We start from the raw sequence: 22,899 nt of genomic DNA, 5'->3' as shown, positions 1-22,899 counted from the left end.
TGTGACGGACGGGTTCGTACGAGGTCCACGGCGTGGCTGTCACCCGCCCGGCCAATGCCTTGGCTGCGCGCCAATGCGTTGGCGAGGCTCGCGGAACGTGCGGCCCGGCACCGACGGCGAAACAAGAATGGAACCTCACCTATGCTCATCGGCATGCCGATGAACAAACCAGGTCTCCTGTTTCGCAACCTTGTGAAATCCTCCGCGGTCCTGGCGCTTGTGCTGTGCGGTTGCTCCGACGAGGCCGGAGGCGGTGACCCAGGAGACGCCGGTGCGAGTAGCGACTCGGGGACCTCGGATGCAGGCCCCCTCGGCGATGGAGGCATCCCAGCCTGGTTGACGAGCGCCGCAGTCAATCAATGGGTTGAAATTCCCGGCACCCTCGGGGCTGGCGGTGCACCGGTGGATGCCTACAGCGGCATGGCCATCAAGGACAGCACGAGCGAGCTCATCATCGCTGCCGCTGGCGGACATGGCGACAGTGCCGACAATCGCACCGTCTCCATTCGCATCGACGTCGATGCGCCCGTGTGGGTGGTGCGAAAGGCCGCATCACCGGTGGCCGGAAACAACGTCGGTTACAACGCTGATGGCCAACCCGCCTCGATGCACACCTACCAGTCGACGCTCTATTCGCCGACGGCCGATCGCGTCCTGCGAGTGCGACCGCGGTTCACGTATCCCTCGGCCTGGGACGTCAACACGAACGATGGCTTCGACCTCGACACCAACACCTGGGACGGCGAGGGGGTTCATCCGCTGGCGACGGATGGGTATGGGTTCGTGCGTGACGGCGACGGCAACGTGTGGACCACCGCATTCGAACGGTACGAGCCAGTGGCGAAGAAGTGGTCCAAACCCATCACCACCCGCACGGCCGACCTGGTCCGGTTCCCAGGCGCGTACGACTCGAAGCGCCGACAGCTCTTCACCCTGCAATGGGGTGACGGCCAAGGCTACGACACTGGACTCTCGGCCTCGCGCGTCCCAGTCGATGGCAAATCGCAGCTGAGTGTGACCTTCACCAGCAATGCGGCCCTGGCGCAGCTGAAGGCCGACCAACCGATGTATGCCGCGATGGACTACGACCCGCTCAACGACGAGTTCTTGTTCTACGCGGGCGGGAGCTGGGCAGGGGCTCAGCTCGAACCGATTCCAGCGCGTGTCTATGCGGTGACGCCAACCGATTCAGGGCCATGGACCATCCGAATCAAGGAGGTGACCGGCGTTCCCGCCGTGGCGGCCCAGGCCGGGGTGCAGGGCCGCCTTCGCTACGTGCCGTCCTTGAAGGGCTTCGTGTTGCTGCCGTCGTCGAAGACGAACCTCTGGTTCCTGCGAACGAAGTGACGCGCGCCATGCGGCGCGTGCGCCGCTTCGTGCCGTAGCAGTCCGTCGCGGCAGGCGCATGGGTCAGAAAACGAAAAAGGCCGGCTGCCACAGGGGCAACCGGCCTTTTTCTGTTCTGGAGCCGACACCCAGGCTTGAACTGGGGACCTACTGATTACGAATCAGTTGCTCTACCACTGAGCTATGTCGGCGAAACGAACGAAAGCGGGGCGCGAAGTACCATGTGGTTTCTGGGCCGGCAAGCGCAAATGATCAGCCCTGCTCTTTTGCTCCCCTACCCGCCCGGCGCCCCCTGGATCCGCCGCCAGGCCACCGTGACAGGCATGACACACCGCGTCCGACCCTGGTGACACAGCGCGTTGCCATAAGTGCCCGTCATCCCTCCACATTCCTGGGGAAGCATGGCCGCTCCGCGCGGTTGAAAGCTCATGGCGGCTGTGCACATAAGGGCCGCCATCCCCGCGTGCCTCGCCACCTTACCCGGTGGGGCCCACAAGGAGCGTTTCCCGTCATGGCCAGCGAAGAGAACTTCATGCGCGCCCCGGCCCCCTCGCCCAAGCGCACCGTCTACACGGAGGCGATGGAGATCTTCCATCGGGCTGCGGACCTCATCAAGCTGGACAAGCGCGTCCGTCTCGAGCTCGAGGAGCCCGACTACGAGCACATCTTCTACGTCACGGCCAAGCTGAAGGACCGCCTCGTCCCGCTCGCCGCCGACCGCGCGAAGTCCTTCTCCGACCTGCCCGAGACGCAGGTGCGCAACAAGGAAGGCCTGGAGCTGCTGGCCAACGGCAACATCATCCTCAACGGCCGCGCCCTCCTGGGCTCCGACGTGGCCATCCGCCAGGGCCACCTGCGCCTGCCGGACGGCAAGGTGTACCAGCTGGTCCCCGGTGAGTCGCAGCGCTTCAAGGCCTACCGCGTCCAGCACAACCAGGCCCGCGGCCCCTACAAGGGCGGCCTCCGCTACCACCGCGAAGTCTCCCTGGACCTGTTCAAGGCCCTCGCCGCGGAGATGACCTGGAAGACGGCCATCAGCGAGGTTCCGTTCGGCGGCGGCAAGGGCGGCATCCAGATCGACCCGCGCGAGTACGGCCGGGAGGAGATCGAGGCCATCACCCTGCGCTTCATGTACCGGCTCAAGAGCCTCATCGGGCCGAACATCGACATCCCGGCGCCGGACGTGGGCACCAACCCGGACATCATGGCGCTGCTGTACCGCCAGTTCTCCGACGGTGAGCGCGAGCGCCACAACCTGCGCGGCATCGTCACCGGCAAGGACGTGCGCATCGGTGGCTCCGAGGGCCGCGGCAAGGCCACCGGCCAGGGCGTCGCCTTCTGCATCGAGGACTACTACGCCGACCGCGGCGAGTCCGTGAAGGGCAAGACGTTCACCCTCCAGGGCTTCGGCAACGTGGGCAGCCACGCCGCCCTCATCCTCGCCAACGCGGGCGCCCGCCTCCTGGCGGTGAACGACGCCGACGGCACCATCTACAACGGCGACGGCATCGACGTGAACGCGCTGGCCGCCTACGTGGCCGACCCCAAGAATCTCAAGCGCAGCGTGCTCGGCTTCCCCGGCGCCCAGAAGATCGAGAAGAAGGACCTCTGGGACGTCCAGGCCGACATCTGCATCCCCGCCGCGCTGGGTGGCGAAATCACCGCGGACGTCGCCGAGCGCCTCAAGGTGAAGCTCATCGCCGAGGGCGCCAACGGCCCCACCACCCCCGAGGCCGACCGCGTCCTCCAGAAGCGCGGCATCGAGATGATCCCCGACATCATCGCCAACGCCGGCGGCGTGACGGTGAGCTACTACGAGTGGATCCAGAACAAGCGCATGGAGCGCTGGAGCGAGGCCGAGGTCGATCAGCGCCTCGAGCGCGCCATGAAGCGCAACTACCGCATCATCCGCGACATCTCGCGCAACCAGCCGCGCAAGACGGAGATGCACGACAGCCGCCAGTACTGCATCGGCGAGGCCGTGGACACCCGCTGCGCCGCGATGATCCTCGCGCTCAAGCGCATCGAGGCCCACTACCTCCTCGAGGGCTTCTCGCAGTAGTCGTCCCGCTGCCGTAGCAAAGACGAAGGGCACGTCCACCCCTGCGGAGGACGTGCCCTTGTCACTTTCAGGCCTGTAAAGACTGGCTCCACGGCCCCCGCGGTTCCGGGAGCGACGGGCCGTCAAGCCCTTCACGGGCCCCGGGTGCGGCGTCAGTGCATCACGCGCTCGCGGTCCACCAGGAGCAGCGGCGCGTCGTCCTGCGTTTCGTAGGCCACGATTCGCAGCCCCACCCCGCGGCTGCTGCCCTCGCGCCCGTCCTTGCGCCCGAAGGCCAGGGCCACCTGGTAGCGGACCTCGCACAGGCACGTCATCTCCGTGCCGTCCTCGCCGGCGAAGGTGACCTTGAGCTTCTCGCCCAGGCCCACCGAGTCGCGCACCTCCACGAACATGCCCCGCGCGCTGATGTTGCGGCCCACGCCCCGCATCATCCCGTCCTGCGTGGTGAGGTACACGGTGAAGACCTTGTCGAAACGCAGGTGGGTGCGGCGCTCTTGGGGACGCTCGAACACTGGGGGCTACCTCCCGGAACAGGTGGTGACAGGCGCAAACTACATGGTAGCCACATGTAGGCAAGTTCTTCACCTTCATCCACCTTCCTCTACCCCTCCCCACCCACTGAAAGAGGAGTGCCCGGGGGGCGGCTCGGTGGCAGCATGGAAGACTGAACCCCTCGTTTTCCCTGGAGTCCCCTCCCGTGAGCCGCTTCCTTGCCGCCGCCGTGTCCCTCCTCCTGCCCGCGCTGGCCCTGGCCGACGTGGACCCGCGCTTCGCGAAGCTGCGCGACGAGTCCGAGCCGCTGGGCGGGCTGGGGGCCTTCCTGGAGAAGTACGTCGGCGCGTGCGAGGGGACCTTCGTGGACCCGCAGTGCAAGTCGCAGGCGGAGGCCTTCCGCAAGAAGTACCAGGGCAAGCGGCTGTACCTCATCGTCACCGAGGACGACGCCACCATGCTGTCTGCGGGCCCCTACTCGCCGGCCACGGGGGAGTACACCATCAACATCACCCCGTTCTTCCCGGCCGGCCGCTACGCCCTCACCCACGGCACGCCGAAGAAGACGGACGCCAACGGCAACCCCCTGCTGCCCTACCTCACCGTCACCGGCACCCTGCCGGAAGGGTGGAACGGACAGATGTTCGCCCGCATGTTCTCCATGCGCGGCGTGCGCGCGCAGGTGGTCTTCACCCCGCAGGGCGTGTGGAGCCTGCCCAAGAAGGGCGGCGGGAAGAACACGGCGTCACCGCCCGCATCGAGGGCCTCCTCGTCACCGAGGGCCGCACCGGCGGGCAGATGGGCCTGTGGCTCAACGGCAAGGACGCCAACGCCGGGAAGTAGCCTGAGGTGGCGGCACGCCGCCCCCGCCTCACCGGGCGATGGCGACGGACTGAAGCACTTCGCCCCGCTTCACCGGGCGATGGCCACGTACTGGAGCGCGTCGCCCCGCTTCACCCGCAGCAGGATGCTGGCCCCGGCGCTCCCCTTCGCGAGCGCCGCGCGCACCCCGGCCGCGTCCTTCACCCGGCGGCGATTCACCTCCGTCACCACGTCCCCCGGGCGCAGGCCCGCATCGTCCGCCGGGCTGCGCGGCGTGACGGTGGACACCAGCGCCCCGGACCAGGCCTCCTCGCCCAGCGGCGCCGCCACCTCTGGCGTGAGGTCTCGCAGCGCCAGCCCCACGTCCTGCTCACTGGAGGTCCGCTGGATGAGCCCCTCGGTGGCCTCCTGCGCCGGCCGGACGATGAGCCGCACGGACACCTCCCGCGTCACGCCCTCGCGCTGCAGCGTCAGCCGCGCCTCGGTGCCGGGCGCCAGCAGCGCCACCTTGCGCAAGAGCTGCAGGTAGGACGCAATCGCGCGCCCATTCACCGCCACCAGCCGGTCCCCAGGGCGGATGCCGGCGGACGCGGCCGGGCTGTCCTTGTAGACGTCCTTCACCACCGGGGCGCGCCGCTCGCCGTTGCCGCCATCGTCGTTGATGACCACGCCCAGCCAGCCGCGCTCCAGCTTCCCGTTCTCCCGGAGGTTGGGCAGCAGGTCCTTCACCAGGTTGATGGGCACCGCGAAGCCGATGCCCTGCCCCTGGCTGATGATGGCCGTCGTCACCCCCACCACCTCGCCCTTCATGTTGAAGAGCGGGCCGCCGGAGTTGCCGGGGTTGATGAGGGCGTCCGTCTGGATGAAGTCGTCGAACTGGCCCACGCCCAGCACGCGCTCCTTGGCGGAAATCATCCCGTGCGCCACCGAGTGGTCCAGGCCGAACGGGTTGCCGATGGCCACCACCCAGTCCCCCACCTCCAGCCTGTCCGAGTCACCGAGGTAGACGGCCGGCAGGTTGCCCAGGCCGACGCCGCTCAGCCGCAGCAGCGCCACGTCCGTGGAGGCGTCGCGGCCCACCACCTCGGCGGAGAACTCGCGGCCGTCCGACAGGCGGACGGCAATCTGCCGCGCCCCGGCCACCACGTGGTTGTTGGTGACGACCAGGCCGTCCGGCGTCAGCACGAAGCCGGAGCCGGTGGCCTTCTTCATCCCCCCGAGCCCGCTCTCACGCAGGGCCACCGTGGTGATGTTGACCACGCCCGCCTCCACCGCGCGGATCAGCGGGCCCAGCGACGTGGGAGGCACGAAGTCGGGGAGGACCTTGTCGCCCGGGGCGCGCTCCCGCCACAGCCCCAGGGTGCTGGAGCGGCCCTCTCCCGCGGCCTGGGCGGCGAACCAAGCGGTGTGCTCGCGCACCCGCGCCTGGAGCCATGAGTCGAGCGGACCCTCGTCGGCACGCGCCACGGGGGCGAGCGCCAGCACGAGGAGGACGGGAAGCAGTCGGGAGAGCACGGAGGGGCAGCTTATACGGCGGGCCATGGCGATCGGGGCCAACAGCGGCCCCGGTCGCTCCCTTCCCGGGCTGTGACGCCTTTTGCCCTCAGGCCTGGGCCGGGGCCACGTACTTGGCCACCTTGACCCGGGCGGGGCGGATGATGCGGTCCTTCAGCCGGTAGCCCGCGCGCACCTCGGAGATGACGCGCTGGTCCTCGTCCGGGGTGGTGGTGATCTCCATGTCCGAGGCCTCAGCCACGTTGGGGTCGAACCGCTGCCCCACCACCTGGATGCGCTCGATTCCGGTGCCCTGCACCTTGGTCAACAGTGCGTCGCGGATCATCCGCACGCCCTGGGCCAGGGGGGACGCGTCCTGGCCGCTCACCGCCAGGCACCGGTCCAGCTCGTCGATGGCCTCCAGGAGCGTGGTGGCGACGTTGCCGCGCTCCACGTCCATCATCCGGTCGCGCTCGCGGGTGAGCCGCTGCTTGAACTCCTCCCGGTCCCGGTTCACGTCCTGGTAGGCGCGGGCGAGCTGGTCGTACTTCTTCCGGGTGCCGTCCAGCTCCGCCAGCAGTCGCTCCTTCTCCGGGTCGGCCTTCGGCGCAGAGGGCTCCGTCGGCTGCTGCGCGGTGGCCTCCTCGGAGGCCGGGCCGGGCGCCCCGCCGTTGGCGGTCTGGGCCTGCGGGGCTTCAGGGGTTGCGTCGCTGTGGGGATTGCCGGCCATGTCGAGGAACCTGAGGCGATGGGAGGTGCGCGCGTGCGCGTGTGGGTTGGATTGCCCGGAACGTAACCGCGAGCGCGCACCTGTCAACGCGCGAGGAGCCTAATGCTCCTGCGGGGCGGCGGGAGTCTCGGCCATGAAGCCGTGGTCCACCTGTCCCGTGACTTCGTCGATGATCTCCACCTGCGCCGCGCGCAGCGAGTAGTAGAGGAGCCACCGCTCCGCCGCCGTCAGGGTCCCCGGAGGCAGCGCCTCCTCGATCTCCTGAACCGTGAGCCGTCCATCCTTCAGCCCCTTCGCGAAAAGGGTCTTCCGGGCCACGTAGCTCTTGCCGATCCTGTTCTCCACGGCGACGCCTCCTTTAGCGCTCAAGATAATTTCGCCCACCGGACGCCGCAGGCAGCCGCGGCGTCGGTGGGCGAATGGACGGCAGCAGGGCAGGCGCCCAGGCGTCCCGTTATGAGTCCAGGGGCGTCTTGGTGGCGTGCTGCGTGGGCGGCGTCTGCTCGTCGTGCTCCCCCACTCCCACGGGGTGCGCGGAGATGACCTGACGCGCCTCCGGGTGCAGCAGGCCGCGCTGGGCCACCACCTTGGGACCGAGGATGGCGGCCATCGCGTCCTCCTCGATGACCTCCGTGGCCAGCAGTCGGGCCGCCACGGCCTGGACCTTGTCCTTGTGGATGGTAAGGACCTCGCGGGCCCTGTCCAGCGCCTCGCTGACGAGCTTGCGGACCTCCTCGTCAATCATCCGCGCTGTCTGCTCCGAGTAGCTGCGCACCTCGGGCACACCGGCGGAGCGCAGGAAGCCCGGCCCGTGGTCGGCGCTCAGCGCGACGGGGCCCAGGGAGCTCATGCCGTAGTCGCGGACCATCATCCGGGCCATCTCCGTGGCCTGGCGGATGTCGTTGGAGGCACCGGTGGAAATCTCTCCGACGAAGATCTCCTCCGCGGCGCGGCCGCCCATCATGCCCGCCATCTTGTCGCGCAATTCCTCCAGCGACATGAGGTAGCGGTCCTCCAGCGGCAGCGACATGGTGTAGCCCAGCGCCGCGAGGCCGCGGGGGATGATGGACACCTTCGTCACCCGCTCGGCGTACGGCATCATCCAGCCCACCACCGCGTGGCCCGCCTCGTGGTGCGCGACAATCTCCTTCTCGCGCTCGTTCATGCGGCGGTTCTTCTTCTCCAGGCCCGCCACCACGCGTTCAATCGCCTCCTCGAAGTCCGCCCGCATCACCGCGTCGCGGTTGCGGCGCGCGGCGAGCAGCGCGGCCTCGTTGACCACGTTGGCCAGGTCCGCGCCGGCGAAGCCCGGCGTGCGCGAGGCGATGGACTTGAGGTCCACGTCGTGTCCCAGCTTCACGCCCTTCGAGTGGATCTCCAGCACCCGCTCGCGGCCCCGCTTGTCCGGCCGGTCCACCAGCACCTGCCGGTCGAAGCGGCCCGGGCGCATCAGCGCGCTGTCCAGGATTTCAGGCCGGTTGGTGGCCGCGAGGATGATGAGGCCCGCGCGGCTGTCGAAGCCGTCCATCTCCGCCAGCAGCTGGTTGAGCGTCTGCTCACGCTCGTCGTGGCCACCGGCGACGCCCGCGTTGCGGCTCTTGCCGATGGCGTCCAGCTCGTCGATGAAGATGATGCACGGCGCCTTCGCCGTGGCCTGCGCGAAGAGGTCTCTGACGCGGGCGGCGCCCACGCCGACGAACATCTCCACGAACTCGGAGCCGGAGAGGCTGAAGAAGGGTACGCCCGCCTCACCCGCCACCGCGCGCGCCAGCAGCGTCTTGCCCGTGCCCGGAGGGCCCACGAGCAGCACGCCCTTGGGGATGCGTCCGCCCAGGCGGCGGAACTTCTCCGGCGTCTTGAGGAACTCGACGATTTCGCGCAGCTCGTCCACCGCCTCGTCGACGCCGGCCACGTCCTTGAAGCCCACGCCGGTGTCGGCCTCGGCCTGCACCTTGGCGCGCGTCTTCCCGAAGCTCATGACGCTCTGCGGGCCCTGGCCGATGCCGCCGGACATCCTGCGCATCATGAAGCTCCAGAAGAAGACGAAGAGGCCCAGCGGCAGCAGCCATATCCACAGCGCCTCGCCGAGCCCGGACTGCGGCACCGCCTCGAACTGGATGCCCTTCTGCTCCAGCAGCGGGACGAGGCCCTCGTCACCGGGGACGCGGTACGCCATCCACGGCAACGCGCTGGGCTCGCTGCGCAGCGCGCGGTCTCCCGTCGAGGACGGAGGCGGCTGCGCCGTGTCCTTGAGGAAGCCCTTCACCCATTCGTTGGAAATCTGGACCCGGCTGAAGTTGCCGGCCTCCACCGCATCCCGGAACTGGCTGTAGCTCACTCGCCGCACGCCCGCGTCCTGGAAGACGTTGCGGAACAGCAGGAAGCCCAGGACCAGCAACAAGATGTAGCCCAGAGGCGAGCCGAACCTGAAGCCCTTCCCCGGTGTCGGTGTTGGCTTGTCCGTCTTCTTCCCGCGCGGGCCCATACCCGGCGGCAAATCCTGTGGCTTCATCGTCGGCACGCTCGCCCTCCCCCTCCCACTCACAGGGACACCTTGCCCATGTGGGGGCACCCTGGCTGTGGCCAAAGATGTTCACCGTCGCCATACCGTCAACCCGGCAAGCGGGCTTCACGGGCAGTGCCGACCCTTGCGCCAGATCAGCGACATCCCGTGAGCCACAAGGGTTGATTGGTGAACTCCGTGCCCAGCAGGTAGCCGTTACCGTCCTGTAGGAACGTGATGGCCTCCGCCTGAGCCTGGCTTGCACCCGGCACTTCGACCACCTGCCCTTTCAGGAGGTCTTCCAGGCGGGCGGCGTCCGGCTGTCGCACTTCCCACACCCGGCTGTACGTGCGCAGCAGCAGCCGCTGGCCGGACGGGTGGAGCGACGCGGCGGTGGTGGCCACATCCAGTCCCTCCGGCACCTCCAGCGAACCCAGCTTCGTCGCCGTCACCGTCGCGCCCGGCCGGGCCCCGTCCAGGGCGAAGACGTCGCCCAGCGAGCTGCGTGTCTTGGTGATGACGGCCAGCCGCCCGGAGCGCGCGTCCAGGATGAGCGACTCCGCGTCGTGCGAGCCGTCGGGGTACGAGAAGGAGAGCACCTCCACGGGCACGGTGGCGTCGGCGAGCGCCTCGGGCTCCGCGAAGCGGTAGATGCGCAGCACGTCACGGCGCTCGAAGTTGTCGCCGATGTCCGCCAGGAAGACGCACGAGCGCGAGTCCCCGGGGACGCAGGGGCCCACCGCCACGTCCTCGACGTCGCGGGGGTCGGCGCCGGTGAGCGTCAGCTTCGCGCGGACGGCGCCCTTCTCGTCGATGGCGAACGCCTCGAAGGCGTTGCCGGAGTCGTTGTGCGCCCAGAAGGCGCCGGGGTGGCGCTGGCTGGCGGCCAGGCCGGACAACTCGGGCAGCACGTCCGGCACGGTGCCCGTCTGGCGGGGCTCGCCGTAGAGGGTACAGCCGGGCACCCCTACGGCGGGCACCTGGGAGCCGGCATCCGGAGGGGTGGCTCCGGGCGGGACGGGCTTGGAGCGCGAGCAGCCGGCGAACAGGCCCCCCAGCAGGGCCAGGACGAGGGCCAGTCGGGCCGACACGTCAGGAGTCCAGGTCGAGCAGCTTCGCCAGCGTCTTGGCGTCCGCGTCCGGGAAGCGGTAGCCGGACATCTCCTCCAGCGTCACCCAGCGGTGGTCGTGCACGCGCAGGTGGCGGATGTTGCCCTCGGGCTCGGCCATCCGGCAGTGGAAGACGCGGAAGTCGATGTCGTAGGTCGGGTACTCGTGGCGGGTGTGCATGGCCTGCTCGAGCACGTGCACGGCCACGCCCATCTCCTCCTGAATCTCCCGGGCGAGCGCGGTGGCGTCGTCCTCGCCCTCCTCCACGCGGCCGCCGGGGAACTCCCACAGCAGGGGCAGCGAAGCTTTGGGAGGGCGCTGGGTGATGAGGTAGCGCCCCCCGTCGTTCTGGAGCATTGCACCGACGACGCGGACGTGGCGACGGGCCATTCGCTTCTCCTGTCTCCTGCCCAGGGGGATACCGGGGAGGGGCGACCTAACACAGCCCCTGGCGCCAATGCCACAGCCCCCTACCGCCACCGTGCGCACGACCTGACGGGGTGGCCAGTCCCTCCCCGCCGGGCCGCACACCTACCGGGGACGGGAGGGTGGCTTGCACGGGGGCCCCCGGGCCCGGCGCCAATGTTCGAGGCCATGCGTCGGGTACAGTCCATGTGGTGAATTGGATGACGGACGGACCGGATGGCGTCATGCTCGGGGCCATGAACACGAGTCGGAGGGAAAAGGCCGAGGTGCTCGGCGCGGCACTGAAGGCCTCCCGCCAGCAGGCGGGGCTCGGCATGGAAGAGGTCGCCGAGCGTCTGGAGATTCCCGTGGAGGTCCTCGCCCGGGTGGAGCGGGGGGTCATGGTGCCCACCATTTCCACGCTGACGCGGCTGTGCGTCATCCTCAAGCTGGACCCGGACACGCTGCCCGACCTGCCGGAGATGTCGGACTGAGTGTCCCGGGAGGGCCTCCGGGCCGTCTCCGAGCCTTCCTCGCCCCTCCCCGGTGGCCGCGAGGGCTAGACGCAGGGTCTCCTTCCGTCCTCGCGGCTGACCGGCGATGATTCCCCGGGTCAGGCGTTCTCCCTTCGAATGCGCTGTCCCACCTGTCACCGCCGCGTGGCGGAGCGCTGCCCCCTCCACCCCTCGGCCGAGCCGCGCCCGCCGGTGGCCCCGGCCGTGCCCCCGGAGGTGACGGGCTACACCGTGGGAGGCCCCCTGGGGCGTGGCGGCTTCGGTCGCGTCTTCTCCGCGCTCCGGGCCGAGGACGGGCGCGAGGTGGCCCTCAAGGTGCTGGAGCCCCTGGCGAGCGAGCGGCTGGAGCGCGAGGTGGAGGCGCTGCGCCGCATCGGTCCACCCGCCGCGCCCCGGCTGCTGGGCCAGGGGACGACGCGCGCCGGTGAGCCGCTGGTGGTGATGGAGCGCATCGACGGGCTCACGCTCGCGCGCAGGCTGGCGGAGCTGCCCGGTCCGGGTGCGCTGCCGTGGGCCGAGGCCGCACCCCTCATGGTGGCGCTGGCGGAGGCCATGGGGCACGTGCACGCCGCGGCCGTCGTGCACCGGGACGTCAAGCCGGAGAACGTGATGCTCGCCGGAGCCCGGGCCGTGCTCCTGGACTTCGGCCTGGCGCGCCTGGGCGCGACGGAGGACGCCACGGCGCCCGCCGTCACCCTGACGCGCACGGGCCAGCGCCTGGGCACCCACGAGTACATGGCGCCCGAGCAATGCCGCGACGCCCGGAGCATCGACGCGCGGGCGGACCTGTACAGCCTGGGAGTCGTCTACTTCGAGCTGCTGTGCGGACGGCCACCGTTCGTCGGTGACTCTGCGGCCGTGTTGCAGGCGCACGTGTCGCGCCGGCCTCCCTCACTGAGGGAGCTGGCGCCCTGGCCGGTGCCCGCGCCAGTCGAAGTCCTGGTGCAGCGGCTGCTGGCGAAGGACCCGGAGGAGCGGTTCCCGAGCGCGGCGGCGCTGGCGGCGGACCTGCGGCGCGTGCTGGCGGACACGACGGGGCGGCACGGGGAGCCCTCCGCTTCCGCGCCTTCGTCTTCGAAAGACGACACGGAGGCGACCCGTGCGCCCCAGGGCCCGCGGGAGGTGGCCCTGCTCGGGGTGAAGACGTCGATGGACGTGCCGGCAATGCTCTCGCAGCTCGCGGCGTTCGGCGCGGAGCTGGCGCGGGTGGAGGCAGGGCTCGCCGTCTTCGCGTTCCCCCATGCGGGCACGGTGGAGGTGGGACTGCGCGCGGCGCTCAAGTCCGCCGAGGCCCTGGCCCCGATGCTCCCGTCCGGCGCGGAGCGCATCATCCACTGCGCGCCCCTGCGCATCCGCGAGCGTGCCGGGAGGATGACGGTGGGCGGCGCCGCGCTGGAGCGTCCCGAGCGCTGGTGGCCTGCTCCCCCGGCGCCCGGCACTGTCGCGCAGCCCACGCTCACCGAGGAGGCCCGCGCCCACCTGGGCGATGCCGAGCCAGGCCGCACGCTGGCGCCCGAGGTGGTGCTGCCCTCCATCGACGTCACGCTGGGCCGGGAGGCGGAGCTGGCCTGGTTGCGAGAGGGCCTCGCGCAAGTCCGCGCCAGCGGCGCTCCGGCCCTGCGCACGCTGCTGGGCGAGGAGGGGCTGGGCAAGACGCGCCTGCTCACGGAGTGGCACCGCGAGCTGCGCGGGACCCCGAGCGTGTCCGTCCTCTTCGTGGAAGCCCAGCCGGACGAGGGCAGCGCCAGCGAGAGCGGCCTGCGCAACCTCATCACCACCGTGCTCGGACTGCCGGCGTCCACGCCTCCCGACGAGGCGGTGCGCCACCTCCTCGCGAGCTCGGAGCCCACCTCGCATCCCGCCGCGCGGCGGCAGCTCATCGCCCGCGCCCTGGCCTCACGGCTGTGGCAGCTCGCCGCGGCACGGCCGCTCGTGGTGCTCGTGGATGACGCCCACACGCTGGACCCGACCGCGCTCGATGCGCTGGAGCTGGCCACGCTGGCCGGAATCCACGCTTCGCTCTGCGTGGTGCTCGCCGGGCGGCACCGGCTCCTGGGCCTGCGTCCGTACCTCGGTGAGCGCGCGCGGGACTCGGCGCAGCGGGAACTGCCTCCGCTCCGGGACGACGCGGCCCGCGAGCTGCTGCGCCAGCTCCTGCGGCCCGTGGACCTGCTGGCCGAGGGCGTCCTGCGGGAGCTGGTGAAGCGGTGTGGCGGCTCACCACTGCGCATGCTGGAGACGGTGCGGGCGCTGCGCGCGGCCGGAGCCATTCGCGCCCAGGCGGGGGGCGGCAACTACCTGGCGGCGGACGCGCTGCACGGCCTGGCCTCGGACAGCCCACGCCCGGACGAGCGACTCGCGGAGCGGAGCCTCGCGGCCCTGCCCTCCGGACTGCGCTCCCTGCTCCAGGTGGCGGCGCTGCTGGGCGACGAGGTGCGGCTGGAGGAGCTGTCCGCGACGCTCGCGCACCTGGAGGCGGACGACGCGCTGGACCTGTCCCTGGACCCGGGTGTCGCCCTGGAGCGGCTGGCGCGCGCGGGCATGCTGGAGCCACGCGGGCCCCGGCGCTGGCGCTTCGAGCACGCCACCCTGCGCGACGCCTTCGGCGCGCTGCTGCCCACCGCCCTGCGGCGGCGCATCTGCGCGGCGGCGCTGCGGGCCCTGCCGGACGCCCCCGCCACTCGCAGGGCCCGGCTGGCCGAGGCCGCGGGAGACGTGCCCCAGGCGCTCGCGCTCCACCGCATGCTGGCCGAGGCCGGGCGCCGCGCGCACCGGTTGCTGGAGGCGGAGCGCCACTACTCCGCCGCACTGGACCTGCTGCCGCGCGGGGACGACGCCGTCCGGCTGGAGCTGCTGTCCGGACGCGGGCGCGTGCGCTACCGGCTGCAGCGCATCGACGATGCCCTGGCGGACCTGCGCGCCGCGCGGGCGCTGGCGGAGGCCCGCGGGGACGTGGTGCACGAGGCGGACCTGTTGCTGGAGGAGGCCACTGCGCTCGACTGGCAGGACGACCCGGACGGCTCCACGGCCCTCTTGGAGCAGGCCCTGCGCTGCCTGGGGGATGCCGTGCCACCGGAGCTGGCCGCGCGCCATGCGCTGGCCCAGGCGCGCGTCGTGGTGAGGCGGGAGGACATCACGGGCGCGGTGCCTCCACTGGAGCGGGCCGTGGAGGCCGCACGGGCCGGAGGCGACGCGGAGACGGAGGCGATTGCGCTGGCCATGCTCGGCGCGATGCTGGCGTGGACGGGGAACCTGGAAGACTCGGCGAGGCGCTTCGAGGAGGCCATCGCGCTCTGCGAGTCGACGGGAGACACGCTGCACCTGGGCGTGGCGCTCAACAACCGGATGGTGTTGCACGTGCAACGCCGTGACGTGGAGGGAGCCCGGACGGACCTGGAGCGCGCCGTGTTGCTGGGGCGCGAGCTGGGCAACGTGCAGATAGAGCGGACCTCGGCCTTCAACCTGTCGCTGCTGCTCGGCTACCAGGGGCGGGCCGCGGAAGCGCTCCCCCTGGCCCGCCGCGCGGGAGTGCTCAGCCAGCGCTTCTTCCCGAGTTCCATGGCGCAGGACGCACTGCTCGTGGCGCGCCTGTGCTGCGAGCTGGGAGACCTGCCGGAAGCCGCGCGCCAGCTCACGTGGTTGGACGAGCCCTCCACGCAAATGCGGCTGCTGCCTGGGGACCGGCTGATGTTGTCGGTGGTCCGCCGCGTGGTGCACGAAGCACAGGGCACGCATCCCTACGCCGCGCCGGAATGGGCCGCGCTGGTGGAAGCGGCGCGGCAGCAGGCCACACCAGACGAGCGCCTGGAGATTCTCGTCTGGGCGGCGAGAGCGGCGCGGGCCGCGGGTGACGACGCGACAGTCCTGGCCCGCGTGCAGGAAGTCGAAGCCACGGCGCACGAAGCGCCCCTCTGGACGGAGCGGGTGCGAGCGCTGGTGAGGGAAGCACGCGGACCCTCCTGAGCAGCCCGGCCCGTGCTAGCAGGGGGAGACAACCCGCAGCCGGAGGGTCCATGGCCGGAGCACCCCCACGTGACGACGCAGCGCCCGAAGCGGAACTCTCCCTCTACGGCGACGAGCTGGAGCCTGGAGCGCTGGTGGGCCCCTGGGTGGTGGAGGCCCGCGTCCATCCCGGCGTCACCGCGTGGCTCTACCGCGCGAGCCACCTGTCCACCCGCGCGCCCGCCGCGCTGAAGGTGGTGCGCGAGCAGTTCAACCATGTGAGCGAGGTGCTCCGCCGCTTCAAGCAGGAAGCAGACACGCTGCAGGCGCTCCGCCATCCGCACATCGTGGAGGTGCTGGAGTACGGCGAGCTGCGCGACGGCCGGCCGTGGCTCGCCATGGAGTGGCTGGAGGGAGAGAGCGTGGACCAGTGGCTCGCGCACCGGGGCCCCTTCTCCGCCGCCGAGGCGCTCACGGTGATGGAGGAACTGGGCGGAGCGCTGCACTTCGCGCACGGCCGGGGCGTGCTGCACCGAGACCTCAAGGCGCAGAACGTGATGGTCCTCCCGCGCGCGGAGGGCTTCACCGTGAAGCTTGTGGACTTTGGCATCGCGCGAGTCCAGGCGCCCGAGGGACTCTCCGGCCTGACGAGCGCGGGCGCCGTGCTGGGCACCCCGGTGGCGATGGCACCGGAGCAGATTCGCGGGCAGACCGTGGATGCGCGCACGGACCTGTATGCGCTCGGAGTCCTGCTCTACCAGTTGCTCACGGGACGGCTCCCCTTCGAGGGCACGAGCGCGGTGGAGGTGGAGGAGCAGCATCTGCACGCCCCGCCCCCGCGCCTGGGCGAGCGGGTGCAGGCGCCTCCCGTGCTGGAGGCCGTGGTGCAGCGCTGTCTCGCGAAGCGCCCCGAGGACCGGTGGCCGGATGTGCCCGCGTTCCTCGAAGCCCTGCGCGCGGCGCTGGCTCCTTTCTCGTCACCGCCGTGGGCCGCGGGCCTCTATGTGGACGTGCGCTTCCCCGAGTCCCACGAGGAGCTCACGGACGAGGACCTGGACGCGAAGGAAGCGGCGCTGGATGCGGCCCGCGATGCGCTGGAAGCAGCGGGTTGGATGTTCGCGGTGGACGGCGGCAACGTCCTGCTCGCCTGGCACGCGCTCCCCGAGGAGGCACAGGCCCGGACCCAGGCCCTGGACTCGGCACGGGTGCTCGCGGAGGAGGTCCTCACCCGGGCGTGCGAGCTGGCCGGCTCCAGGGCCCACGTCCGCGTCTATGCGCACACGGCGCCGGGCGAAGTCACGCGAGACGCGCAGGGACGGCCCAGGCTCGCCAGCGGTGACCTGCTGCGGCTGGACCTCTGGACCACGGGAGGCGCGCCCGGAACAGTGACGTGGGCCGACGCCGCCCTTCCTCGCTGAGCACTTCGCGGCCAGGCACTCGTGCCGCCGAACGCCATGCCCAGGGCGGCATCCGCCCTCCTGTCCGTCCCCCTCCCCAGCGGACCCATCCGCGCGCCAGGGCCCTGCCCATATTCACTCGCGTCCCACACACGCAGAGGAGGCGCGATGGCCAGGAAGATGAAGGCGGTTCAGGTGCGGGAGGCCCGGGGCCCATTTGAAATCGTAGAGCGGGACGTGCCCGAGCCCGGCCCCGGGCAGGTCCGCCTCGCGGTGGAAGCGTGTGGCGTCTGCCACAGTGATGCCATCACCAAGGAAGGCTGGATGCCCATCCAATATCCGCGGGTGCCGGGCCACGAGGTGGTGGGGCGCATCGACCGGGCGGGCCCCGGGGTGACCGCCTGGAAGGAGGGCCAGCAGGTGGGCGTGGGCTGGCACGGCGGCCACTGCGGCCAGTGTGACGCCTGCCGCGTCGGCGACTTCGTCACCTGTGTAGTGCAGCAGGTGTGCGGCATCAGCTACGACGGCGGCTACGCCGAGTACATGGTGGCTCCCCAGGACGCCCTCGCCCGGGTGCCCGAGGGAATGAACTCGGTGGACGCCGCGCCCCTGCTCTGCGCGGGCGTCACCACGTTCAACTCCCTGCGCCACATGGACGTGCGGCCGGGAGAACTGGTCGCGGTGCAGGGCATTGGCGGGCTCGGCCACCTGGGCATCCAGTACGCCCGCAAGCTCGGCTACCGCACCGTCGCCATCTCGCGTGGAGGGGACAAGCGGCAGCTCGCCCTCGAGCTCGGAGCACATGAGTACATCGACACGGAGAAAGGCCCGGCGGGCGAGGCACTCCAGAAGCTCGGCGGCGCGCGCGTCATCATGGTGACGGCCTCGAGCAGCCGTCTCGCGAGCGAACTGGTCGGGGGACTGGGCCGCAATGGCACGCTGCTGATTCTGGGCGCGGGTAGCGAGCCCATCCAGGTCAACGGCCTGCAGATGCTCCTGAAGCGCTTGCGCGTTCAGGGCTGGCCGAGCGGCATCCCCCAGGACTCGCAGGACACCCTGGCCTTCAGCAAGCTCGCCGACGTGCGCTCACGCAACGAGGTGTTCCCCTTCGAGCGCGCCTCCGAGGCCTACGAGCGCATGATGAGCAACCACGCCCGCTTCCGGGTGGTGCTCAAGGTTCGCTGAGCCGCACCCGCGTGAGGGAACGGGGCTCGCCCCTTCCCTCGCCGCCTTGCTACCCGATGAGGCGGGGCGCATCGAGTGGCCGCAGGCTCTCCTCGATGAAGCGCACGAGCGTGGAGATGAGCCGCTTCCGCTCCGCGCGCTCCTCTCCAAAGATGGCCAGCTCAATCTCCCCGAGCTCCGGGAAGCCCTCCTCGACGGTGAGGGGCCTCAGTCCTCCCGTCATGGCGCTCTCCGGCAGGATGGCGGCGCCCAGCCCCGCCTGCGCCGCGGCGATGACCCCCGTCACGCTCTCGCTCGTGTAGATGACGCGCCAGGCGCGTCCAATGGAGTCCAGGGCCGCGAGCCCCCGAGAGCGGAAGATGCAGGGCGCCGGCAGCGAGCAGACGGGAAGCGCCGAAGCCGCGTCGGCACAGAAGTCTTGCGTGGCCGCCCACCGCAGTCGCTCCCGGCGCACCACCCTGCCCCCCTGTCGCGGGTGGTCGCGCCGGCAGATGACCATGTCGAGCTGTCCCTGCTGGAGCAGCTCGGACAGGTTCACGTTCAACCCGACCTTCACCTCGATGTGGACCCGGGGATACGCCTGCGTGAAGCGGGACAGGACGATGGGCAGGTGCTGCGGCACGAAGTACTCCACCACCCCGAGCCGCAGCTCACCTTCGCTGTCCGGCTCGATGAAGCGCTGCACCGTCTCGTCGTTCAGCTTGAGAATCTGCCGCGCGTAGCTCAGCAGCAGCTCCCCATCCCGGGTGAGCAACGGCGCACGACTGCTCCGGTCGAAGACCTGCCGCTCCAGCAGGTCCTCCAGCCGCTTGATGCGAATGCTCACGGCCGCCTGCGTGCGCCCGAGCCGCGCCCCCGCCGCGGTGAACCCGCCCGCGTCGACCACCGTCACGAAGGCCCGCAGCAGCTCCATGTCCAGGTCGGTGTAGCGCATGAAATTGATATGCGGTGCTTATTTCGATGATGTCAACTATCAATGGTCGATATCACATGGAGGCCGCATTCTTCCCCTCGAACGGAGCCACGCCCCGCTGCCCCGAGGAGAACCCCATGAGAGCCATTGCCTACCGCCAGCCGCTGCCCATCGAGCACGCCGAGAGCCTCATCGACATCGAGCTCCCCACCCCGAAGCCCACGGGCCGAGAGCTCCTGGTGCACGTGGAGGCCATCTCGGTGAATCCGGTGGACGTGAAGGTGCGGGCCGGGGTGGACCCGAAGGGCAAGGACAAGGTCCTCGGCTGGGACGCCGCGGGGACGGTGCTCGCGGTGGGCCCGGATGCCACGCTGTTCAAGCCGGGCGATGAGGTGTTCTACGCTGGCTCGCTGGACAAGCCCGGCGCCAACGCACAGCAGCACCTGGTGGACGAGCGCATCGTCGGCCGCAAGCCGAAGTCGCTGAGCTTCGCCCAGGCCGCCGCGCTCCCGCTCACCAGCATCACCGCCTGGGAGCTCCTGTTCGACCGCCTGCGCGTCCGCATCGGCAAGCCCGCGGACGCCGGCTCCGTGCTCATCCTCGGTGGCGCGGGCGGAGTGGGCTCCATCGCCATCCAGCTCGCGCGGCGCCTCACGGGACTGACGGTGATTGCCAGCGCGTCCCGCCCCGAGTCGCAGGCCTGGGTCCGCGAGCAGGGCGCGCACCACGTCATCGACCACTCGAAGCCCTGGGTGGAGCAGGTGAAGGCCGTGGCACCGCGAGGCGTGGAGTACGTGCTCGGGCTCACCCACACGGAGCAGCACTTCGATGCCATCGTCGACGTGCTCGCGCCGCAGGGAGCACTCGGGCTCATCGACGACCCGGCGAAGCCGTTGCCGATTACGAAGCTGAAGTCCAAGAGCGCCTCGCTGCACTGGGAGCTGATGTTCACCCGCGCGCGCTATGAGACGCCGGACATGATTGCCCAGCACCACCTGCTCAACGAGGTCTCGGACCTGGTGGACGCCGGAGTCCTCCGCACCACGATGAAGGCCGACCTGGGGCCCATCAACGCCGCCAACCTCAAGCGCGCGCATGCGCAGGTGGAGAGCAGCCGCACGCTGGGCAAGGTCGTTCTCAGCGGCTTCTGACCGCGCTCGGCCCGCGGCTCAGGTCCGCAACCCGTGCCGGCGCAAGAGCCGGTACAGGTACACGCGGTCCATGTCCGCGGCGGTGGCGGCCTGGGACACCTTGCCACCGTGAAGCTTGAGGAGCGCGTCGAGGTACTCGCGCTCGAACGCCTCCAGGGCGCGGCGGCGGGCCTCGGCGTAGGGCTGCTTCGGGTCCACCATGCTGCGCAGCACGCCCTGGGGACTCACGTCCTCGGTGGCGGGCGACATGGCGTCCTGGAACACGAGGCAGCGCTCCAGGTGGTTGCGCAGCTCGCGCACGTTGCCGGGCCACGCCGCGTGCTGGAGCAGGGCGATGAACTCGGGCGTGCTCAGCGACTCCACCTGGGCGGCGTCCGCGCCGAAGGTCGCGAGGATGCGCTGGGCGATGAAGGGGATGTCCTCGGGGCGCTCGCGCAGCGCGGGGATGAGGATGCGCACCACGGCGAGCCGGAAGAAGAGGTCCGGCCGGAAGCGGCCCGCATTCACCTCGGCGCGCAAGTCCCGGTGCGTGGCGGCGATGACGCGCACATTGACGGGCTGGTACGTGTTGGAGCCGAGCCGGCGAATCTCCCGGTCCTCCAGCACGCGCAGGAGCTTGGGCTGCAATTCGGCGGGCAGCTCGCCAATCTCGTCCAGGAAGATGGTGCCACCGTCCGCCTCCTCGAAGGCGCCCACGCGGCGCTGGAGCGCGCCGGTGAATGAGCCCTTCTCGTGGCCGAACAGCTCGCTCTCCAGGAGGTTGCCGGGGATGGCGCCGCAGTCCACGGTGAGGAACGGCCCGGACGCGCGGGCGCTCGCGCGGTGGATGGCGAGGGCCGCGCGGCTCTTGCCGGTGCCCGTCTCGCCCTCCAGCAGCACGGTGGCGTCGCTGGCCGCGGCGCGCTCCATGAGGGCGAAGCTGGCGCGCGTCACCGCGGAGTGCCCCACCAATTCACCGAAGGTGGTGCGCTCGGAGATGAGGAGCCGGTTGCTCTCGGAGCTGAAGTCGAAGCGCACGCTGACACGGCCCAGGCGCAGCACGCTGCCGCCGCGCAGGTAGGCCTCGCGCACGTGGACGCCGTCGAGCACCGTGCCATTGCGACTGTCGAGGTCGCGCACGCGGGCGCCGTCGCGGTCGATCTTCACCTCGCAGTGGAAGCGCGACACGGTGGGCTCTTCGAGGACGAGGTCGTTGAGCGCGTGCGAGCCGATGGAGAAGGTGTCCGCGTTGGAGTCCTTGACGAGGCCCGGCTGGGGCCCCTCGAGGACGGTGAAGCGGAAGCGGCGGACGGCGCCGGAGAAGCCCGGCCGGCCCTCGCCGACAGGCCGTGTCTGCTGGACGTCTTCGGGGCCCTCGGGGGGACGGCTCGCGCCCGGCGGTCGCTCGGAGATGCTCATGGGCGCTGCACGTTATCACGCTAGAATGAGTGCATGGCCTCTCTCCACTTCCTCGGTGCCGCCGGCACTGTGACCGGCTCCAAGTTCCTCCTCGAGCACGACGGCCGGAAGGTGCTCGTGGACTGCGGCCTGTTCCAGGGACAGAAGGACCTCCGTCAGCGGAACTGGCAGCCGCTCCCCCTCCCGCCCTCCAGCCTGGACGCCATCGTCCTGACGCACGCTCACATCGACCACACGGGCGGCCTGCCCAGGGTGGTGCGCGAGGGCTACGACGGCCCCGTGTATTCCACCCCTGGGACGAGAGACCTGGCGGCGCTGCTGCTGCCGGACTCGGCACACCTGCACGAGGAGGAGGCGCGCTACGCGAACAAGGAGGGCTTCTCCAAGCACCGGCCCGCGCTGCCGCTGTACACGGTGCCGGACGCGGAGCGGGCGGTGGGGCTGATGGAGACGTTCGGCTACGAGCGGCCGAAGGAAATCCTCCCCGGCATCACCCTCACCTTCTACCGGGCGGGCCACATCCTCGGCTCGGCGGTGTGCGTGTTCGACCTGAAGAGCACGCGGCAGCGGGTGGTCTTCAGCGGTGACCTGGGGCGCTATCAGGCGCCCATCTTGAGGGACCCGCAGAGTGTGGCCTCGGCGACGACGCTGGTGGTGGAGAGCACCTACGGCGACCGGCAGCACCGCGAGACGAAGCCGATGGAGGCGCTGTGTGACGCGGTGAAGGGCGCGTTCGACCGCGGTGGCGTGGTGGTGATTCCGGCCTTCGCGATTGGACGGACGCAGGAGTTGCTCTACCACCTGCGCCAGCTGGAGGACGAGAAGCGCATCCCCGTGGTGGACGTGTTCGTGGACTCGCCGATGGCGTGTGACGCGACGCCCATCTACCTGGCGCACCCGGAGGAGCACGACCTGGTGATGAAGTCGCTGGTGGAGCGTGGCGCGTCCCCGCTGGCCACGCGGCGCACGAAGTTCGTGACGTCGCCGAATGAGAGCAAGCGGCTGAACATGCACGAGGGGCCGGCGATCATCATCTCCGCGTCGGGCATGGCCACGGGCGGGCGGGTGCTGCACCACCTGAAGCACCGCCTGCCGGACCCGCGCAACACGGTGCTGTTCGTGGGCTACCAGTCGGTGGGCTCGCGCGGGCGGCGGATGCTGGACGGCGAGAAGGAGGTCCGCATCCACGGGCAGATGGTGCCAGTGGCGGCGGAGATACAGACGGTGAGCGGCTTCTCCGCGCACGCGGACTGGACGGAGACGATGCGCTGGATGGAGGGCTTCGAGTCGCCTCCCCGGCAGACGCTGCTCGTGCACGGAGAGCCCGAGGCGCTGGAGGGACTCCGCCAGAAGGTACGAGCGAAGGGTTGGAAGGCGTACGTGCCGGGGTACATGGAGAAAGTCGAACTGGAATTGGTTGCGTAGTGCGCCGT

17 protein-coding genes, 1 tRNA gene and 1 pseudogene are annotated in these 22,899 nt (G+C 70.6%); 9 read left to right on the top strand and 10 right to left on the bottom strand.

Translation table 11 applies throughout. The features are described from left to right. The first annotated feature begins 141 nt into the window (after positions 1-141). Complete coding sequence (locus OV427_RS41430) at positions 142-1,347, top strand: hypothetical protein (RefSeq protein ID WP_267861738.1); 1,206 nt, start codon at positions 142-144, stop codon at positions 1,345-1,347. Positions 1,348-1,463: 116 nt separating this feature from the next. On the opposite strand, the gene OV427_RS41425 is transcribed toward OV427_RS41430, so the two are convergent. Beyond that, positions 1,464-1,538, bottom strand: a tRNA-Thr gene (locus OV427_RS41425). A 320-nt stretch (positions 1,539-1,858) separates the two neighbouring features. Here OV427_RS41425 and OV427_RS41420 point away from each other — a divergent pair. Further along, the gene (locus OV427_RS41420) at positions 1,859-3,409 is read left to right on the top strand and encodes a Glu/Leu/Phe/Val family dehydrogenase (protein ID WP_267861737.1); all 1,551 of its coding nucleotides are present in this window, start codon (positions 1,859-1,861) and stop codon (positions 3,407-3,409) included. A gap of 152 nt (positions 3,410-3,561) precedes the next feature. Here OV427_RS41420 and OV427_RS41415 read toward each other — a convergent pair whose 3' ends face one another. Next, positions 3,562-3,921, bottom strand: coding sequence for a PilZ domain-containing protein (locus OV427_RS41415; RefSeq protein WP_164000386.1), 360 nt, complete (start codon positions 3,919-3,921; stop codon positions 3,562-3,564). A gap of 185 nt (positions 3,922-4,106) precedes the next feature. Between OV427_RS41415 and OV427_RS41410 the strand changes: the two are divergent. After that, a pseudogene (locus OV427_RS41410) lies at positions 4,107-4,744 on the top strand (DUF6066 family protein). 69 nt (positions 4,745-4,813) lie between these two features. Here OV427_RS41410 and OV427_RS41405 read toward each other — a convergent pair. The 6 genes from OV427_RS41405 to OV427_RS41380 all read right to left on the bottom strand — a co-directional run bounded on the left by OV427_RS41405 (position 4,814) and on the right by OV427_RS41380 (position 10,950). Further along, the gene (locus tag OV427_RS41405) at positions 4,814-6,265 is read right to left on the bottom strand and encodes a trypsin-like peptidase domain-containing protein (RefSeq protein WP_267861736.1); all 1,452 of its coding nucleotides are present in this window, start codon (positions 6,263-6,265) and stop codon (positions 4,814-4,816) included. A gap of 61 nt (positions 6,266-6,326) precedes the next feature. Continuing rightward, complete coding sequence (locus OV427_RS41400; RefSeq protein WP_267861735.1) at positions 6,327-6,947, bottom strand: nucleotide exchange factor GrpE; 621 nt, start codon at positions 6,945-6,947, stop codon at positions 6,327-6,329. A gap of 99 nt (positions 6,948-7,046) precedes the next feature. After that, positions 7,047-7,292, bottom strand: coding sequence for an RNA polymerase sigma factor region1.1 domain-containing protein (locus tag OV427_RS41395; protein ID WP_267861734.1), 246 nt, complete (start codon positions 7,290-7,292; stop codon positions 7,047-7,049). Positions 7,293-7,401: 109 nt separating this feature from the next. Continuing rightward, positions 7,402-9,459, bottom strand: a complete 2,058-nt coding sequence (gene ftsH, locus OV427_RS41390) for an ATP-dependent zinc metalloprotease FtsH (RefSeq protein WP_420718382.1) — start codon at positions 9,457-9,459, stop codon at positions 7,402-7,404. Positions 9,460-9,605: 146 nt separating this feature from the next. After that, positions 9,606-10,541 carry a hypothetical protein gene (locus OV427_RS41385; RefSeq protein ID WP_267861733.1) on the bottom strand — a complete coding sequence of 312 codons (936 nt, stop codon included), beginning with the start codon at positions 10,539-10,541 and terminating at the stop codon, positions 9,606-9,608. A gap of 1 nt (position 10,542) precedes the next feature. Then, positions 10,543-10,950: a (deoxy)nucleoside triphosphate pyrophosphohydrolase gene (locus OV427_RS41380; RefSeq protein WP_164000398.1), complete on the bottom strand. Its 408-nt coding sequence runs from the start codon at positions 10,948-10,950 to the stop codon at positions 10,543-10,545. A 236-nt stretch (positions 10,951-11,186) separates the two neighbouring features. Here OV427_RS41380 and OV427_RS41375 point away from each other — a divergent pair, with 236 nt between their 5' ends. The 4 genes from OV427_RS41375 to OV427_RS41360 all read left to right on the top strand — a co-directional run bounded on the left by OV427_RS41375 (position 11,187) and on the right by OV427_RS41360 (position 18,004). Beyond that, positions 11,187-11,459: a helix-turn-helix domain-containing protein gene (locus tag OV427_RS41375; RefSeq protein WP_267861732.1), complete on the top strand. Its 273-nt coding sequence runs from the start codon at positions 11,187-11,189 to the stop codon at positions 11,457-11,459. A 138-nt stretch (positions 11,460-11,597) separates the two neighbouring features. Beyond that, entirely contained in the window at positions 11,598-15,443 is a 3,846-nt protein-coding gene (locus tag OV427_RS41370; protein ID WP_267861731.1) for a serine/threonine-protein kinase PknK, read from the top strand. A 50-nt stretch (positions 15,444-15,493) separates the two neighbouring features. Continuing rightward, a complete protein-coding gene (locus tag OV427_RS41365; RefSeq protein ID WP_267861730.1) occupies positions 15,494-16,840 on the top strand; it encodes a serine/threonine-protein kinase in 1,347 nt (448 codons plus the stop codon). A gap of 147 nt (positions 16,841-16,987) precedes the next feature. Continuing rightward, positions 16,988-18,004 carry an alcohol dehydrogenase gene (locus tag OV427_RS41360; RefSeq protein ID WP_267861729.1) on the top strand — a complete coding sequence of 339 codons (1,017 nt, stop codon included), beginning with the start codon at positions 16,988-16,990 and terminating at the stop codon, positions 18,002-18,004. A 49-nt stretch (positions 18,005-18,053) separates the two neighbouring features. On the opposite strand, the gene OV427_RS41355 is transcribed toward OV427_RS41360, so the two are convergent. After that, a complete protein-coding gene (locus OV427_RS41355; RefSeq protein ID WP_267861728.1) occupies positions 18,054-18,938 on the bottom strand; it encodes a LysR substrate-binding domain-containing protein in 885 nt (294 codons plus the stop codon). Positions 18,939-19,054: 116 nt separating this feature from the next. Here OV427_RS41355 and OV427_RS41350 point away from each other — a divergent pair, with 116 nt between their 5' ends. Further along, positions 19,055-20,068 (top strand): zinc-binding alcohol dehydrogenase family protein, encoded by a 1,014-nt coding sequence (locus OV427_RS41350; RefSeq protein ID WP_267861727.1) that lies wholly within the window; start codon positions 19,055-19,057, stop codon positions 20,066-20,068. Between the two features lie 18 nt (positions 20,069-20,086). Here the strand turns inward: OV427_RS41350 and OV427_RS41345 are convergent, their stop codons facing one another. Then, positions 20,087-21,466, bottom strand: a complete 1,380-nt coding sequence (locus OV427_RS41345; protein ID WP_267861726.1) for a sigma 54-interacting transcriptional regulator — start codon at positions 21,464-21,466, stop codon at positions 20,087-20,089. 33 nt (positions 21,467-21,499) lie between these two features. On the opposite strand from OV427_RS41345, the gene OV427_RS41340 reads away from it, so the two are divergent. After that, complete coding sequence (locus tag OV427_RS41340; protein WP_267861725.1) at positions 21,500-22,891, top strand: MBL fold metallo-hydrolase RNA specificity domain-containing protein; 1,392 nt, start codon at positions 21,500-21,502, stop codon at positions 22,889-22,891. Positions 22,892-22,899: the final 8 nt, after the last annotated feature.

Origin of the sequence: Pyxidicoccus sp. MSG2 (assembly GCF_026626705.1) — a bacterium.
In the GTDB taxonomy this organism is placed as follows: domain Bacteria; phylum Myxococcota; class Myxococcia; order Myxococcales; family Myxococcaceae; genus Myxococcus.
This window is presented reverse-complemented; position numbering and strand designations above follow the sequence as displayed.